Origin of the sequence: Methylobacterium oxalidis (assembly GCF_007992195.1) — a bacterium.
Lineage (GTDB): Bacteria > Pseudomonadota > Alphaproteobacteria > Rhizobiales > Beijerinckiaceae > Methylobacterium > Methylobacterium oxalidis.
In genome coordinates this window covers 17597-33553 of the sequence record NZ_BJZU01000005.1, presented here as the reverse complement: position 1 = coordinate 33553, position 15957 = coordinate 17597, and the positions used below count along the sequence as shown (strand labels likewise).

Genomic DNA, 15957 nt, shown 5'->3' with positions numbered 1-15957 from the left:
ATGCCCAAAGCGCTCGCCCTCTCGCCCCATCTCGACGACGCCGCCTTCTCCTGCGGCGGCACGCTGGCGATGCTCGCGGCCAGCGGCTGGCAGGTGGTGATGGCCACGCTCTTCACCGGCAGCGTGCCCGAGCCGCGCGGCTTCGCGCTCGCCTGCCAGCTCGACAAGGGTCTGCCCGCGGAGGCCGACTACATGGCCCTGCGCCGGAAGGAGGACGTGGCCGCCGCCGCCGCCCTCGGCACCGCCGCCCCGCGCCATCTGCCGTTCCGCGAGGCGCCGCACCGCGGCTACGGCTCGGCGCCGGAGCTGTTCGCGGCCCTGCGCCCCGACGACCGCGTCGCGGCCGGGCTCGCGCCGGCGCTGGCGGAGCTGATCGCGGCGGAGAAGCCCGATCTCCTCCTCGCGCCGCAGGCGATCGGCGGTCATGTCGACCATGTCCAGGCCGTGCGCGCCCTCGACGCTCTGGCCTGCCCGCTGCCCGTGCTGTGGTGGCGGGACTATCCCTACACCGTGCGCGACGCCGCGCCGAAGGAGCCCCTGCGGGACCGCTTCGCGACCCTCGGCTCCCGCGAGATCCGGCTGAGCCCGGAGGCGGGATCCCGCAAGGAGGCCGCCTGCGCGGCCTACGCGACGCAGATCGGCTTCCAGTTCGGCGGGCGAGAGGGGCTGTCCCGCCGCCTCGCGGCGGAGGGCGGAGTCGAGCGCTTCCGCGTCTCCGGAACCCTGCCGGACGATCTGCCCGGCCGCGATGGCGCCTGAGCCGGCCGCCCCGAAGAGCCTCGGCGACCCCGCGGCGCTGGCGACGCGGCGCGCGATACTGGAGACGCCCGGCGGCGCGCCGCACATCGAGCCCCTGCGGGCGCTCGCCCGCATCATCGCGGCGGAGCGGTCGGCGCCCGTGCCGGATCCCGACCCGCTCGACGGCGGCGTGGCGGCGCGGCTGCTCCTCCTCCTCGAGACGCCCGGCCCCGCGATCTTCCGCACCGGCTTCGTCTCCCGCGACAACGCTACGGGGACCTCCGCCAACCTGTTCCGCTTCCTGGCCGAGGCCGGCATCGCCCGGCGCGACACGCTGATCTGGAACGCCGTGCCCTGGGTGATCCACGCGGAGGGCGCCCTCAACCGGGCCCCGAAGCGGGCCGAGATAAGGGCCGCCGCACCCTACCTCGCGCCCCTCCTCGACCTCCTGCCCGGCCTCGCCGCGGTGGTGCTCGCCGGGCGCTTCGCGGGCGAGGCGCGGCCGGCCATCGAGGCCCTGCGCCCCGGCCTGCCCGTCGTCGCGGTCCCGCATCCGAGTCCGACCTACGTCTGCACCGCGCCGAGCGTGAGCGCGCGGATCCGCGCCGGGCTCGCCGAGGCCGCCGCCCACCTCGCAGGCCCGCGCTTCACGCAACGGTGATGCGCGCGGGCCCGGCCGCGCCCGGCGTCCGGACGGGGACGGGGCGCCCGGATCCGGGGCGCCTCGCTGGCCTTTGGACCTCATTGCCCCTAAATGCCTCGCCAACGGGCCGCGGCCCGGCACAGGCCGGGGGATCGACTCACGCCCGTACAGGCCGGGGCGCTGCACCCGGCGGAGGCGAACGCCGAGCACCATGAATTTTGTCGGACAGCATCAGAAGGCGCTCGACGACGCCGAGGCGATCGAGGCCGACCGGTCGGCGGAAGCCGCCGGCGTGCCGCAGGTCGCCCGGAGCTCCGGCCTGCGGGGCCGCTACGCCTGGATCGGCACCGCCGCGAGCGTGATCCTGTTCGCGGTCTCGATCGGCGTCCTGTGGAAGCTCGTCCAGACCGTCACCTGGTCGGAGCTGCACGCGGCCTTCACGGCGGCGACGCCGAAGCAGCTCGGCCTCGCCTTCCTGTTCGTCTGCATCAGCTACCTCTTCCTCACCGGCTACGACGGGCTGGCGCTCCGCCAACTCAAGCTGAAGGTGCGCTACCGGATCACCGCACTCGCCTCCTTCACCAGCTACGCGGTGAGCTTCACCCTCGGCTTCCCGCTGCTGACGGCGGGCACGATCCGCTACTGGATCTACGCCCGCGAGGGCCTGTCCGCCCCCAAGATCGCGGCGCTCACCGTCATCGCGGGCTTCACCTTCTGGCTCGGCATGGGCGTGGTGCTGGGGCTCAGCCTGATCATCGAGGCGGGCCAGCTCGCCGGGCTCACCTTCACGTCGATCCGCCTCAACCAGGGGCTCGGGCTCGCCGCGCTGGCGGCCGTCCTCGGCTATCTCGCCTGGGTCTCGTTCAAGCGCCGCAGCGTCAAGGTCCGGGGCTGGCGGCTGGAGCTGCCCGGCGCCTCCGTCTCGTTCAGCCAGATGCTGGTCGGCATCGGCGACGTCTGCGCGGCGGCGGCCGTGCTCTACGTGCTGCTGCCCCCCGGCCTGACGATCGGCTTCACGACCTTCCTCGCCGTCTACGTGCTCGCCGCGATGCTCGGCATCGCGAGCCACGCGCCCGGCGGCCTCGGCGTCTTCGAGGCGACGATCCTGCTCGCCCTGTCGAGCCTGCCGCGGGACCAGGTGCTCGGATCGCTGCTGCTGTTCCGGGTCTGCTACTACCTCGTACCCTTCGTGTCCGCCCTCGCCATGCTCGGCGCCTACGAGATCTTCAAGCGCGCGCAGCAGGTGCGCCGCGGCGCCGATCCGGACGGGCGTCCGTGACGGCTTCCCTCCGCCGCTGAGGCGCGGGCCATGGCCGACGGGGCGCGCAGGGCCGCCTGGACCGCTTCGGGGGTGAGCGCCGGCGCGCTCGCCGCCGCCGCCGCGCTGCACGGCGGGCCCGACCTCGTCGTCGTCGGGGCGGCGCTCGCCGCCTTCGTCCTCGGCGGCGCGGTCGGCGGGCGCGAGCGCGGGCGCGTCGCCGTCCCGGCCGAGGCCGCGAGCCCGCCCCGCCACGCCATCGCCGAGGCCCTGCTCGCCAACATCCCGGACCCCGTCATCCTGATCGACCGCCGCTCCGTGGTGATCGAGGCGAACCCCGCCGCCCGGGAATTGCTGCCGAACCTGAAGCTGCGCCACCCGCTCTCCTTCGCCCTGCGGGCGCCGGACGTCATCGACGGCATCGAGGAGGTGCTGCGCACCGGCCAGCCCCTCAAGACCGGCTACGCCACCCGCGTGCCGACCGAGCGCAGCTTCGAGGTGCAGATCGGCGCCCTGCCGATGCCGCAGGCGGGCGGCCAGCCGAACGTGGTGCTGTTCCTGCGCGACCTCACCTCGGCGCAGCGGCTCGAGGCGATGCGGGTCGATTTCGTCGCCAACGCGAGCCACGAATTGCGCACGCCGCTCGCCTCGCTCCTCGGCTTCATCGAGACCCTACAGGGGCCGGCCCGCAACGACGGGGCCGCCCGCGAGCGCTTCCTCGCGATCATGCGCACCCAGGCGCAGCGGATGACGCGGCTCATCGACGACCTCCTCTCCCTGTCGCGGATCGAGCTGCGCGAGCACGTCGCCCCGACCGAGACGGTCGATATCTGCCAGATCGCCCGCCAGATGGTGGACGCGCAGGCGCCGCTCGCCGCCGAGCGCGGCGTCGCCGTGACCCTGGAATCGGCCGGGGATGCCTGCCCGGTCCTCGGCGAGCGGGACGAACTGCTGCGGGTGGTCGAGAACCTGATCGAGAACGCCGTGAAGTACGGCGGCGAGCGCGTCGCCGTGGCGGTCGCACGGGTGCCGCAGGGGCGGCGCAGCGTGCCCGAGATCGAGCTCACCGTCAGCGACGACGGGCCCGGCATCCCGCCCGAGCACATCCCGCGGCTCACCGAGCGATTCTACCGGGTCGACGTCGCCTCGAGCCGCCAGCAGGGCGGCACCGGCCTCGGGCTCGCCATCGTCAAGCACACGCTGAACCGCCACCGCGGGCGGATCACGATCGAGAGCGAGATCGGCCGCGGCACGGTGGTCCGCGTCCGCCTGCCGGAGCGGGAACAGGGGGATGCGGGCACCGGTTCCTGAAGCATTCCCGACGCTTCGAGGATGTCCCATGAGCCCGAACGACCCGGCCATGCAGGCGTGCATCGACGCCTGCCTGAGCTGTTACCGGACCTGCCTCGGCGAGGCTTCGAACCACTGCCTGGTGGCGGGCGGCAGGCACGTGGAGCCGGAGCATATGCGCCTGATGCTCGCCTGCGCCGAGACCTGCCGCACCTGCGCCCACCTGATGCTGCTCGGCACGCCCCCGAGCACCGGCACACCTGCGCGGCCTGCGCCGCCCTGTGCGAGGCCTGCGCCGCCTCCTGCGAGCGGGTCGGGGGCATGGAATCCTGCGTCGCCGAGTGCCGCCGCTGCGCCGAGAGCTGCCGCAAGATGGCGGGTTGAGACCGGGAGCCCCTTGACCTTCCCATCATGGGAACCCCCACATGCTGAGGACCGGATGAACGAACGACGTCAAGATCCATGTCCCCGTCTCCCGCCTCACAGCCTCCGCCGGCAGCCATTCCCGGCGCGCGCACCCTCGGCTTCCCCGTCTCCGGCCTGTCCTGCGCCTCCTGCGTCGGCCGGGTCGAGCGCGCGCTCTTGGCCCTCCCGGGCGCGCGCGACGTCGCCGTCAATCTCGCGGCGGGCCGCGCCAGCCTGACGCTCGGGGCGGAGACGGCACCGGGCGCGCTCGCCGAGGCCGTCGCCGCCGCGGGCTACGCGGTGCCCGAGGCCGAGACGGTGCTGCGCGTCGAGGGTCTCTCCTGCGCCTCCTGCGTCGGCCGCGTCGAGCGGGCGCTCGCCGCAATCCCCGGCGTCGCGGGCGCCAGCGTCAACCTCGCCACGGCCGAGGCGCGGGTGCGCCACGCCGAAGGGCTCGTCGGTGCGGCCGACCTTGTGGCCGCGGTCGAGGCCGCGGGTTACGCGGCAGGGTCGGTGGCCGCGTCCGAGGCGCCGGCGGCCGCCGACCGGAACGAAGCGGAGGCGGCCGGCCTGCGGCGCGACCTCCGGGCCGCCGCGCTCCTGTCGCTGCCGATCGTCGTCCTCGACATGGGCGGCCACCTCGTGCCCGGCTTCCACCACGCGCTGGCGGGGCTCGTCGCGGAGCGGACCCTGGCGCTCGTCCAGGCCGCGCTCGCGACGCTCGTCCTCGCGGGGCCCGGCCGGCGCTTCTTCGCCCGCGGCGTGCCGGGCCTGATGCGCGGGCACCCCGACATGAACGCCCTCGTCGCCCTCGGGGCCGGGGCGGCCTACCTCTACTCCCTCGTCTCGGCGCTCGCGCCCAACCTCCTGCCGGCGGGCAGCGCGCATCTCTACTTCGAGGCGGGCGTCCTCATCGTCACCCTGATCCTGCTCGGCCGCTTCCTGGAGGCGCGCGCCAAGGGCCGCACGGGGCAGGCCATCGCCCGCCTCCTCGGCCTCGCGCCGAAGACCACCCGCGTCCTGCGCGACGGTGCCGAGACCGAGGTCCCCCTCGACGCCCTCCGGGTCGGCGACATCGTGCGGGTCCGCCCGGGCGAGCGCGTCGCGGCGGACGGCACGGTCGTGGCGGGGGCGAGCTTCGTCGACGAGAGCATGGTCACGGGCGAGCCCGCGCCGGTCCGCAAGGCGCCGGGCGCGGCGACGGTCGGCGGCACGCTGAACGGCTCCGGCGGGTTCGACCTGCGCGTGGAGCGCGTCGGCGCCGATACGGCGCTCGCCCAGATCGTGCGGATGGTGCAGGCGGCCCAGGGGGCCAAGCTCCCGATCCAGGCGCTCGTCGACCGCGTCACCGGCCGCTTCGTGCCCGCCGTGATGGCGATCTCCGCCGCGACCTTCCTGGCCTGGCTGGCGCTCGGCCCCGAGCCGGCGCTCGGCCACGCCCTCGTCAACGCCATCGCGGTCCTCATCATCGCCTGCCCCTGCGCGATGGGCCTCGCGACGCCGACCTCGATCATGGTCGGCACCGGCCGCGCGGCCGAGCGCGGCGTGCTGTTCCGCAACGGGACCGCGCTGCAGGCTCTGCGCGGCGTGCGCGCGATCGCCCTCGACAAGACCGGCACGCTCACCGAGGGGCGCCCGCGCCTCACCGACCTCGTGCCGGCGCCGGGGATGGACGAGGCCGAGGTGCTGGCGCTCGCCGCCAGCGTCGAGGCCCGCTCGGAGCACCCGGTCGCCGAGGCGATCGCCGCGGCCGCCCGCGAGCGGGGCCTGGCGCTGGCCGCGGTGGAGGATTTCGAGGCCGTCCCCGGCCACGGCGTCGCCGGCCGGGTCGGCGGGCGCCGGGTAGCGGTGGGCGCCGGGCGCTACATGGAGCGCCTCGGCATCGGCACGCAGGCCCTGGCGGCGGAGGCGGAGCGCCTCGCGCAGGCCGGCGCCAGCCCGCTCTACGCGGCGGTCGACGGGCGGCTGGCCGCCCTCGTCGCGGTGGCCGACCCGGTCAAGGCGGGCGCCGCCGAGGCGGTGGCGGCCGTGCGGGCGCGCGGCGTCGCCGTCGCGATGGTGACGGGCGACGACCGGCGCACCGCCGAGGGCGTGGCCCGCCTCCTCGGCATCGCGGAGGTGGCGGCGGAGGTGCTGCCCGCCGGCAAGGTCGAGGCCATGCAACGCTTGCGCGCGGCGCACGGGGCGGTGGCCTTCGTGGGCGACGGCATCAACGACGCGCCGGCGCTCGCCGAGGCCGATGTCGGCATCGCCATCGGCACGGGCACGGACATCGCGGTGGAGAGCGCCGACGTGGTGCTGATGTCGGGCGACCTCGGCGGGCTCGTCACGGCGCTCGACCTGTCGCGGGCGGTGATGCGCAACATCCGCCAGAACCTGTTCTGGGCCTTCGCCTACAACGCCGCCCTGATCCCGGTGGCGGCGGGCGCTCTGACCCTCTTCGGCGGCCCCGCCCTGTCGCCCGTCCTGGCGGCCGGGGCGATGGCCCTGTCGAGCGTCTTCGTCGTCGGCAACGCCCTGCGCCTTCGCCGGTCCGGGCCTCGGCGCCCGGGACCGCCGGCGGGCGGCGCCCGCCTCGTGGAGCGGCCCGCGTGAGCGCGCGCGAGCCGGGCCGGGTCACGATCGGGGAGGCGGCCCGCCGCACCGGCGTGTCCGCCAAGATGATCCGCTACTACGAGTCGATCGGCCTGCTGCCGGCGCCGGTCCGGGCGGAGAGCGGCTACCGCACCTACGGTCCCTCCGACCTGCACACGCTGCGCTTCGTGCGCCGCGCCCGCGACCTCGGCTTCTCGATGGAGGCGATCGGCGACCTCCTCGCGCTCTGGCGCGACCGCGACCGGTCGAGCGCGCAGGTGAAGGCCATCGCCCTCGATCACGTCGCCGCGCTCCGCCGCCGGATCCGGGAACTGGAGGGCATGGCCGGGACGCTGGCCGACCTCGCGGAAAGCTGCTGCGGCGACGACCGGCCCGACTGCCCGATCCTCGACGACCTCGCCGAGAGTCCGCGCGCCGAGAGTCCGCGCGCCGAGAGTCCGCCCACCGAGAGCCCGCCCGCCGGAGCAGCGCGCGCGCCGGACCGTTGACCGCGGGGTTGGCCTCCTGTTTGCTGGGATCGAGCCCGGCGCGCGGGACGAGGGCTGTCCGGCCGCGCCGCCCGGACCCTCCGCCACCTCCTTCGCCCTCACAGACATCGGAAGCCATGCCCGTCGTCGACCGCATCGGCGCCCTCGCGGACGAGATGACCGCGTGGCGCCACGACCTGCACGCCCACCCGGAACTGCTCTACGACGTGGAGCGCACGGCGGGCTTCGTCGCCGAGAAGCTCGCGGGCTTCGGCTGCGACGCGGTCGTGACCGGCATCGGCCGCACCGGCGTCGTCGGCGTCATCCGCGGGCGCGGCACCGCCTCGAACCGGGCGATCGGCCTGCGCGCCGACATGGACGCCCTGCCGATCCGGGAGGTGCGGGACCTGCCCTACCGCTCGACCGTGCCGGGCCGCATGCACGCCTGCGGGCACGACGGGCACACGGCGATGCTGCTCGGCGCCGCCCGTTACCTCGCCGAGACGCGCAGCTTCGACGGCACCGCCGTGATGATCTTCCAGCCCGCCGAGGAGGGCGGCGGCGGCGGCGAGGCGATGGTGCATGACGGGCTGATGGAGCGCTTCGGCATCGAGGCGGTCTACGGCCTGCACAACGTCCCGGGCCTGCCGGTCGGCCGCTTCGCGATCCGGCCCGGGCCGATCATGGCCTCCACCGACCGCTTCACCATCACGATCCGCGGCCGCGGCGGGCACGCCGCCCTGCCGCAGCACGCCGTCGACAGCGTCCTCGTGGCGAGCCACGTCATCGTCGCCCTGCAGACGGTCGTCGCCCGCTCGGTCGACCCGCTGCAATCGGCGGTGGTCTCGGTCTGCGCCCTGGAGGCCGGCGAGGCGTTCAACGTGCTGCCCGACAGCGTCACCCTGCGGGGCACGCTGCGCGCCCTCTCGCAGGACGTGCGGGCCACGATCAAGGAGCGGGTCGCCGCGATCGTCGCCAGCGTCTCGGCCGGCTTCGGCGCGGCGGGCGAGATCGACTTCAGCGGCAGCTACCCCGTCACCGAGAACCACCCGGCCGAGACGCAGTTCATGGCCGACGTCGCGGCCGGCATCGTCGGCGAGGACCATCTCGACCGGAACGTAGCGCCGCTGATGGCGGCCGAGGACTTCTCCTACATGCTCGCCCACCGGCCCGGCGCCTACATGTTCCTGGGCAACGGACCGAGCGCCGGGCTGCACCACCCGGAGTACGATTTCAACGACGCGGCCGCCCCCTACGGCGCCTCCCTCTGGGCGCGGCTGATCGAGACCGGCCTGCCGCTGAAGGGGTGAGGCGAGGGCGGGGTCGGGGCCCCGCCGTCACCGCCCGTAGCGGCTCTTCAGGAGGCCGTAGACGAGGCGCGCGGTCTGGACCTCGCCGCCCTCGGGCCGGCCCGCCTTGGCCGAGGGGTTCCAGCCGTAGAGGTCGAAATGGACGTGGGCGCGCGTGCGCGGCGCGAAGCGGCGCAGGAACAGGGCCGCCGTGATCGCCCCCGCGAAGGGGCCGCCCGAGACGTTGTTGAGGTCGGCGACCTTCGAGTCGAGGAGGCTCGCGTAGGGCGCGTGCAGCGGCAGGCGCCAGACCGGGTCGGCGGCCTCCTGCCCCGCCGCGGCGACGGCGGCGGCCAGATCCTCGTCCTCGGTGAAGAAGGCCGGCAGGTCCGGCCCGAGGGCGACGCGGGCGGCGCCCGTCAGGGTCGCGAAGTCGATCAGGATCTCGGGCTCGTCCGCGTCGGCGAGCGCCAGGGCGTCGGCGAGGATCAGGCGCCCCTCCGCGTCGGTGTTGCCGATCTCGACCCTGAGGCCCGCGCGGCTCGCGAGCACGTCGCCGGGCCGGAAGGCGGCGCCCGAGACCGCGTTCTCGACCGCCGGAACGATCACGCGCAGGCGGAGGCGGAGCCCCGCGCCCATCACCATGTCGGCGGCGGCGAGCGCGGCCGCCGCCCCGCCCATGTCCTTCTTCATCAGGAGCATGCCGGCGGAGGGCTTGATGTCGAGCCCGCCCGTGTCGAAGGCGACGCCCTTGCCCACCAGGGTGACGCGCGGCGCGTCCTCCGGCCCCCAGGCGAGGTCGATCAGGCGCGGCGCCCGCACCGAGGCGGCGCCGACCGCCTGGACGAGGGGGAAGTCGCGCGCCAGCGCCGCGCCCTCGACGACGGCGATTCCGGCCCCGTGGCGCCGGGCGAGGTCGCGGGCTTCCGCCTCGATCTCGGCGGGCCCGAGGTCGTTGGCCGGGGTGTTGATGAGGTCGCGCCCGTGCGCCACCGCCGCCGCGATCCGGCCGATCTCGGCGGCGTCGGCGCCCTCCGGCGCGACGAGGCGGGGCCGCTCGCCCGGAGCGGCACGGTAGCGCCCGAAGCGGTAGCTGCCGAGGAGCCACGCGAGCGCCGCCTCGGCCGGGTCGATCCCGGCCTCCTCCAGCCGGTAGCGGCCCGGCGGCAGCAGCGTCGGGAGCCGTCCCGCGGCGAGCCGGTCGCGCCCCGGCCCCTCGGTCTCGCCGAGGCCGAACAGCACCCGCGCGAGGGAGCCGTCCGCGCCCGGCAGCAGCGCCAGCCGCCCCGCCTTCGGCGCGAAGTCCGTGGCCTTCAGGTAGGCCCGGTGGACCGGGGAGAGGGCGGCCTCCAGGGCGGGCCAGTCGGCGGTGCCGACGCAGCGGACCGGGATGCCGGGCGTGCCGGCGGGCAGGAGTTCGGGCGGGGCGGAGTTCGTCATGCGCGCGGGAGGAGGGGGCCTTAACCGGAGATTAGGGTTAACGGTCTATCACCCGGAGGGCGGGCGCGTGAAGCGCGGCCGCGAGCCTGTCCGGAGCCTAGCATGATCACGGCGCGATCGATCGCACGAGCGGCCTCGGCGGGGACGGCCCGGCCGCCCGGCCCGGCGCGCCGGGCGCCGCTCGCCGCGGCCATCCTGCTCGGGCTCCTCGCCGCCGGCTGCCAGTCGCGCTCGCCCGAGACCACCGGCTCGATCGGCGGGCTGCCGTCCTTCGGCCTCGGGGGCGCCCCGCGGGCCGAGCGGACGATCTCGCGGCGGGAGGTCGAGGTCCTCGGGGAATCCTACGCCTCGAACCCGAACGACCTCGGCACCGCCATGCGCTACGCGCAAGGGCTGCGCGCCGTCGGCCAGCGCACGCAGGCGGTGGCGGTGCTGCAGCAGGCCGCCCTGCGCAACCCCAAGAACGTCGCGGTGCTCGCCGCCTACGGCAAGACCCTCGCGGAGGTCGGCCGCTTCGAGGAGGCGGCCGACGTCCTGCAGAACGCCCACACGCCGGCCCAGCCCGACTGGCGCGTTCTCTCGGCGCAAGGGTCGGTCGCCGACCAGGTCGGCGACCACGCCCGCGCCCAGAGCTTCTACGAGGCCGCCCTCAAGATCCGGCCGAACGAGCCGGCGGTGCTCTCCAATCTCGGCCTGTCCTACGCGCTCTCGCGCCAGCTCGACCGGGCGGAGACGACCCTGCGGCTCGCCGCCGGGCAGCCGGGCGCCGATGCCCGCGTGCGCCAGAACCTCGCCCTCGTGCTGGGGCTCAAGGGCCGCTTCCCGGACGCCGAGGCGGAGCTTCGCCGCGACCTCACGCCGGAGGAGGCCGCCGCCAACACGCAGGCGCTGCGCACGATGCTGGCGCAGTCCGGCAGCGCGAAATCCGCCCAGGCCCCCCGCAAGCCCGCCCCGCGGGGCTGAAGGCTTTCGGACCCGGCGCGTCCGGCGCCGCGGGCGCTCTGTCCGCCGCGCCTCGGCGAGGCGCGGGAGGGCCGAGCCGGCCGGGCCCGCCTCCGCGCCGGGCGCGACCTCAGCGGAACAGCTGGATCAGGGCCGGCGTCAGGATGACCACGAACAGCACCGGCAGGAAGAACAGGATCATCGGCACGGTGAGCTTCGGGGGAAGCGCGGCCGCCTTCTTCTCGGCCTCGTTCATGCGCTGATCGCGGCTCTCCTGCGAGAGCACGCGCAGGGCCTGGCCGACCGGCGTGCCGTAGCGCTCGGCCTGGATCAGGGCCGTGCTGACCGACTTCACCGCCTCCAGGCCGACGCGGGACGCGAGGTTCTCGTAGGCCATGCGCCGGTCCGGCAGGTAGGAGAGCTCGGCCGTCATCAGGGCGAGCTCCTCGGCGAGCACCACGGATTGCGCCGCGACCTCGGTGCTGACCCGCCGGAAGGCGTTCTCCACCGCCATGCCGGATTCCACGCAGATCAGGGTGAGGTCGAGGGCGTCCGGCCAGGCGAGGCGGATCTCGGCCTGGCGCTTCTTGGACTTGTTCACGAGGTAGAGTTCCGGCGCCTTCATGCCGAGGAGCGTGGCGGCGATCACGAGGCCGAGCCTCACCAGGAAGGGCTGGTCGAGCACCTCCAGCACGAACAGGTAGAAGGCCGCGCCCAGGCCCAGCACGACCGGCGAGACGAGGCGGAAGAACAGGAACCCGGTCTCCGCCCCGACCCCGCGATAGCCCGCCATCATCAGCTTGCGCTTGGCGGTCTCCGTGCCGAGCCAGCGGTGCAGGTCGAACTGCTCGACCACCCGCTTCATGTAGGCTTTCGGCTCCACCCGCAGGGTGGCCTTGGTGTTGAGGCGCTCGCGCTCGCGCTTGCGCATCAGCTCCCGCTCGTCGCTGACGAGCTTCATCCGCTTGGCGAGCACGTCCGGCTCGAGGAGGGGCTGGATCACCGCGAAGGCCGTGGCCGCCACCGCGACGCCGGTCAGGGCCACGCCGATGACGCGCGGGTCGGTGAGCTTGCCGACGATGTTCTCGACCATGACCGGACCCTGCGCGCGCTAGAAGTCGAAATGGATCATCTTCTTCATCGTGAAGATGCCCATCGACATCCACACGGCGCTGCCGGCCAGCGCGATCTTGCCGACGTCGGTCGTCCACAGCATCGAGATGTACTCGGGGCTGGTGATGTAGGTGATGCCCGCGACGAGGAAGGGCAGGCAGGCGATGATGCCGCCCGAGGCCTTCGCCTCCATGCTCATCGCCTGGACCTTGGCGGCCATCTTGCGCCGCTCGCGCAGCACCCGCGACAGATTGTTGAGCGCCTCCGAGAGGTTGCCGCCCGATTGCTGCTGGATGTTGATGACGATCGCGAAGAAGTTCACCTCGGGCACGGGGACCCGGTCGTAGAGGCGCGTCACCGACTCGCTGAGCGACAGGCCCATCGTCTGCGCCTCGATGATCTGCCGGAACTCGCTGCGCACGGGCTCCTCCGCCTCCCGCGAGACGATGCGGAAGCAGTCGTTGACCGGGATGCCGGTCTTGATGCCGCGCACCACCACGTCGACGGCGTTCGGCAGCTCGAGGACGAACTTGTTGATGCGGCGCTTGCGCAGGTGCTTGAGCAGCAGGAGCGGCAGGCCGATGCCGCCCGCGAAGGCGCCCCCCAAGCCCGCCACCGGGTTCTCGGTCATCGTCAGGATCACGAGGCCGAGCACGAGGCCGAGCACCGCCGAGACCGTGTGGTAGGTCCGCTTGCTCCAGCTCAGGCCCGCCCGGGCGATCTTGAGCTCGAGCGTCACCTTGGTGCCGCGGCCCTTGGCCTCGATGTCGTCGAGGGTCTTGGCCACCTGCTCGCGGCGGTTGACCGCGACGCCGCGGGTGGCCGCCGCCGAGGCGGAGGCCGAGACTGTCTTCAGGCGCTGGGCGGCGCGCCGCTCGCCGCTGAACAGCGGCAGGATGACCGCGTAGGCGACGGCGCCCGCCGCGAGGGCGGCGAGGCCGGCCGCGACCGGAAGGTTGACGGCGCCCATCAGGCGGCGGGCCCGGCTTGGTCGGCGGCGGCGTCGAGCGCCGCCGCGAGGGCGCGCTCCTCGCCGTAGTAGCGGGCGCGCTCCCAGAATTTCGGGCGCCCGATCCCGGTCGAGCGGTGGCGGCCGATCAGCTTGCCGTTCGCGTCCTCGCCCAGGATCTCGTAGAGGAAGAGGTCCTGCGTCGTGATGACGTCGCCCTCCATCCCGAGGACCTCGGTGATGTGCGTGATGCGCCGCGAGCCGTCGCGCAGGCGGGTCGCCTGGATGATCACGTCGACCGAGCCGCAGATCATCTCGCGCAGGGTCCGGGCGGGCAGGGAGAAGCCGCCCATCGTGATCATCGACTCGATGCGCGAGAGGCACTCGCGCGGGGAGTTGGCGTGCAGCGTCCCCATCGAGCCGTCGTGGCCGGTGTTCATGGCCTGGAGGAGGTCGAACGCCTCCGGGCCGCGCACCTCGCCGACGATGATCCGCTCGGGCCGCATGCGCAGGCAGTTCTTCACGAGGTCGCGCATGGTGACCTGGCCCTGGCCCTCCATGTTGGGGGGCCGGGTCTCGAGCCGCACCACGTGGGGCTGCTGCAACTGCAGCTCCGCCGCGTCCTCGCAGGTGATCACGCGCTCGTCGTGCTCGATGAAGGCGGTGAGGCAGTTGAGCAGCGTCGTCTTGCCCGAACCCGTGCCGCCCGAGATGACGATGTTGCAGCGGACCTTGCCGATGATCTTGAGGATCTGCGCGCCCTCGGGCGAGATCGCGCCGAAGCGCACGAGCTGGTCGAGGGTGAGCTTGTCCTTCTTGAACTTGCGGATCGTGAGGGCCGGCCCGTCGATGGCCAGCGGCGGCGCGATCACGTTGACCCGCGAGCCGTCCGGCAGGCGCGCATCGCAGATCGGCGAGGCCTCGTCCACGCGCCGGCCGACCTGGCTCACGATGCGCTGGCAGATGTTCATCAATTGCTGGTTGTCGCGGAAGCGGACATTCGTGAGCTGGATCTTGCCGCTCACTTCGATGAAGGTGCGGCTGGCGCCGTTGACCATGATGTCGGCGATGTCGTCGCGGGCGAGCAGCGGCTCCAGCGGCCCGTAGCCGAGCACGTCGTTGCAGATGTCGTCGAGCAGCTCCTCCTGCTCGGCGATCGACAGGACGATGTTCTTGAGCCCGATGATCTCCGAGACGATGTCGCGGATCTCCTCGCGGGCGGTCTCCGCGTCGAGGCGGGCGAGCTGGGCGAGGTCGATCGCCTCGATCAGCGCGCCGAAGATCATGCTCTTCGTGCGGTAGTAATCCTCGGAGCGCTGGGCCTCGGGGGCGGGCGCGGCCGGGGGGTCCGGCCGGCGCGGGGCCGCGGGCTCCGGCACTTGGAGCGGGGCCGCCCTCGCCGGCGCCGGCGCGGCGGTCGGAGCGGCGGCGGCGCCCTGCCGTCTACCGAACATGGGACGCGTCCCCGTCTTCTCTGGCGGCGGAAAGGCTCACGCGGGCCCCCTCAGGACGCCTTGCGGCGCGCGAGCTTGGCGCGGATCGGCTCCAGGAGCGGCTCGAGCAGGCCGGCGCGCCCGCGCCGCACCTCGGGCCGGCCGAGGATGGCGGCCGCGAGGTCGGCGAAGATCTCGGCCGCCTTCGAGCCAGGCTGCACCTCGGCGACCATCTGGCCGTTGTTGGCGGCCGCGCCGAACAGGGCCGGCTCGAACGGGATGCTCGCGAAGAGCGGCGTCTCCAGGGCCTTGGCGAACTCCGCCGCGCCGATCTCGGGTCGCTTGGGCATGCCGACGCCGTTGAGCACGACGCGCGGGCCGCGGTCGTTCGGGCGGCCGTTGCGCAGGCTCGCGACGAGGTTCTTGGCGTTGCGCAGCGAGGCGAGGTCGGGCCCGGCCACGATCAGGATCTCGTCGGCGGCCACCAGCATCCGCCGCGACCACGCCGACCAGAGGTGGGGCACGTCGAGCACGATGCAGGGCACCGCCGCGCGCAGGTGGTCGATCAGCCCGTCGAAGGCGGTCTCGGCGAGGTCGATGGTCCGGTCGAGGCTCGCGGGGGCGGAGAGCAGGGAGAGGTTGTCGCTGCACTTCGAGAGCAGGCGCTCGACGAGGGCGGCGTCCAGGCGCTCGGGCGCGAACACCGCCTCGGCGATGCCCTGGGGCGGATCCTGGTTGAAGTTGAGGCTCGCGGTGCCGTAGGCGATGTCGAGGTCGGCGATGACGGTCTGGGTGCCCTGGCCGCGGGCGATCGACCAGGCGAGGTTGTGGGCGACCGTCGAGGCGCCGATGCCGCCCTTGGCGCCGAACACCGCGATGGTGCGCCCCACCGGCTTGACCCCCGGCGCCGAGAACAGGTCCGAGACCGCGGCGATGAGGCTCAGCGGGTCGACCGGCGCCATCAGGTAGTCGCTCACCCCGCGCTGGATGAACTGGCGGTAGAGCAGCACGTCGTTGACGTGCCCGATCACCAGGACCTTGGTGCCGGGGTCGCAGACCTCGGCGAGGGCGTCGAGGCACTCCAGCGGCTTCGACTTCGCGCCCTGCGTCTCGATCAGGATGACGTTGGGCGTCGGCGCCTGCCGGTAGGCCTCGACGGCGGCGGGGCCGCCGCCCATCTGGACCTTGACGTGGGCCTTCTGCATGCGCCGGTCGCCGCCCACGCTCTCGATCAGCGCGGCGGTCTCGGCCGTCTCGCAGAAGGCCTGGAGCGTGATCCGCGGCACCGGGGCGATGATGCGCTCTGGCGTCTCGGCGTGGTCCGACATGGCGGTGTTCCGGCTCCGAAGTCCTGATGGTGCGGGTGCGCTCGCGGTCGGCTCGGGCCCTCTCGGT

Annotated in this window: 13 protein-coding genes and 1 pseudogene; 9 read left to right on the top strand and 5 right to left on the bottom strand. The window is 74.1% G+C overall.

Translation table 11 applies throughout. The features are described 5' to 3' along the window. The 8 genes and pseudogenes from MOX02_RS02920 to MOX02_RS02885 all read left to right on the top strand — a co-directional run bounded on the left by MOX02_RS02920 (position 1) and on the right by MOX02_RS02885 (position 8706). Positions 1–759, top strand: a complete 759-nt coding sequence (locus tag MOX02_RS02920) for a PIG-L deacetylase family protein (protein WP_147024231.1) — start codon at positions 1–3, stop codon at positions 757–759. Then, positions 749–1399: a uracil-DNA glycosylase gene (locus tag MOX02_RS02915; RefSeq protein WP_147024230.1), complete on the top strand. Its 651-nt coding sequence runs from the start codon at positions 749–751 to the stop codon at positions 1397–1399. Before MOX02_RS02920 ends, MOX02_RS02915 begins: the two co-directional genes overlap by 11 nt. Before the next feature lie 193 nt (positions 1400–1592). Further along, positions 1593–2660: a lysylphosphatidylglycerol synthase domain-containing protein gene (locus MOX02_RS02910; protein WP_147024229.1), complete on the top strand. Its 1068-nt coding sequence runs from the start codon at positions 1593–1595 to the stop codon at positions 2658–2660. Between the two features lie 30 nt (positions 2661–2690). Continuing rightward, positions 2691–3950, top strand: a complete 1260-nt coding sequence (locus MOX02_RS02905) for an ATP-binding protein (RefSeq protein ID WP_147024228.1) — start codon at positions 2691–2693, stop codon at positions 3948–3950. A gap of 28 nt (positions 3951–3978) precedes the next feature. After that, positions 3979–4313 (top strand): annotated as a pseudogene (locus MOX02_RS32005) (four-helix bundle copper-binding protein). Between the two features lie 78 nt (positions 4314–4391). Then, positions 4392–6929 carry a heavy metal translocating P-type ATPase gene (locus tag MOX02_RS02895; RefSeq protein WP_147024227.1) on the top strand — a complete coding sequence of 846 codons (2538 nt, stop codon included), beginning with the start codon at positions 4392–4394 and terminating at the stop codon, positions 6927–6929. Positions 6930–6994: 65 nt separating this feature from the next. Then, positions 6995–7417 (top strand): Cu(I)-responsive transcriptional regulator, encoded by a 423-nt coding sequence (cueR, locus tag MOX02_RS02890; protein WP_147024319.1) that lies wholly within the window; start codon positions 6995–6997, stop codon positions 7415–7417. Between the two features lie 116 nt (positions 7418–7533). Beyond that, entirely contained in the window at positions 7534–8706 is a 1173-nt protein-coding gene (locus MOX02_RS02885) for a M20 aminoacylase family protein (protein ID WP_147024226.1), read from the top strand. 27 nt (positions 8707–8733) lie between these two features. Here MOX02_RS02885 and MOX02_RS02880 read toward each other — a convergent pair whose 3' ends face one another. Next, positions 8734–10125, bottom strand: a complete 1392-nt coding sequence (locus MOX02_RS02880) for a leucyl aminopeptidase family protein (protein ID WP_147024225.1) — start codon at positions 10123–10125, stop codon at positions 8734–8736. A gap of 102 nt (positions 10126–10227) precedes the next feature. On the opposite strand from MOX02_RS02880, the gene MOX02_RS02875 reads away from it, so the two are divergent. Next, complete coding sequence (locus MOX02_RS02875) at positions 10228–11088, top strand: tetratricopeptide repeat protein (RefSeq protein ID WP_147024224.1); 861 nt, start codon at positions 10228–10230, stop codon at positions 11086–11088. A 109-nt stretch (positions 11089–11197) separates the two neighbouring features. Here MOX02_RS02875 and MOX02_RS02870 read toward each other — a convergent pair whose 3' ends face one another. The 4 genes from MOX02_RS02870 to MOX02_RS02855 are packed head-to-tail and all read right to left on the bottom strand — an operon-like array spanning position 11198 to position 15890. After that, the gene (locus tag MOX02_RS02870) at positions 11198–12160 is read right to left on the bottom strand and encodes a type II secretion system F family protein (protein WP_147024223.1); all 963 of its coding nucleotides are present in this window, start codon (positions 12158–12160) and stop codon (positions 11198–11200) included. Positions 12161–12178: 18 nt separating this feature from the next. Next, complete coding sequence (locus tag MOX02_RS02865; protein ID WP_147024222.1) at positions 12179–13150, bottom strand: type II secretion system F family protein; 972 nt, start codon at positions 13148–13150, stop codon at positions 12179–12181. Further along, complete coding sequence (locus tag MOX02_RS02860) at positions 13150–14583, bottom strand: TadA family conjugal transfer-associated ATPase (protein ID WP_147024221.1); 1434 nt, start codon at positions 14581–14583, stop codon at positions 13150–13152. The genes MOX02_RS02865 and MOX02_RS02860 overlap by 1 nt, the downstream gene beginning before the upstream one ends. A gap of 50 nt (positions 14584–14633) precedes the next feature. Beyond that, a complete protein-coding gene (locus MOX02_RS02855; protein WP_147024220.1) occupies positions 14634–15890 on the bottom strand; it encodes a CpaE/TadZ family protein in 1257 nt (418 codons plus the stop codon). Positions 15891–15957: the final 67 nt, after the last annotated feature.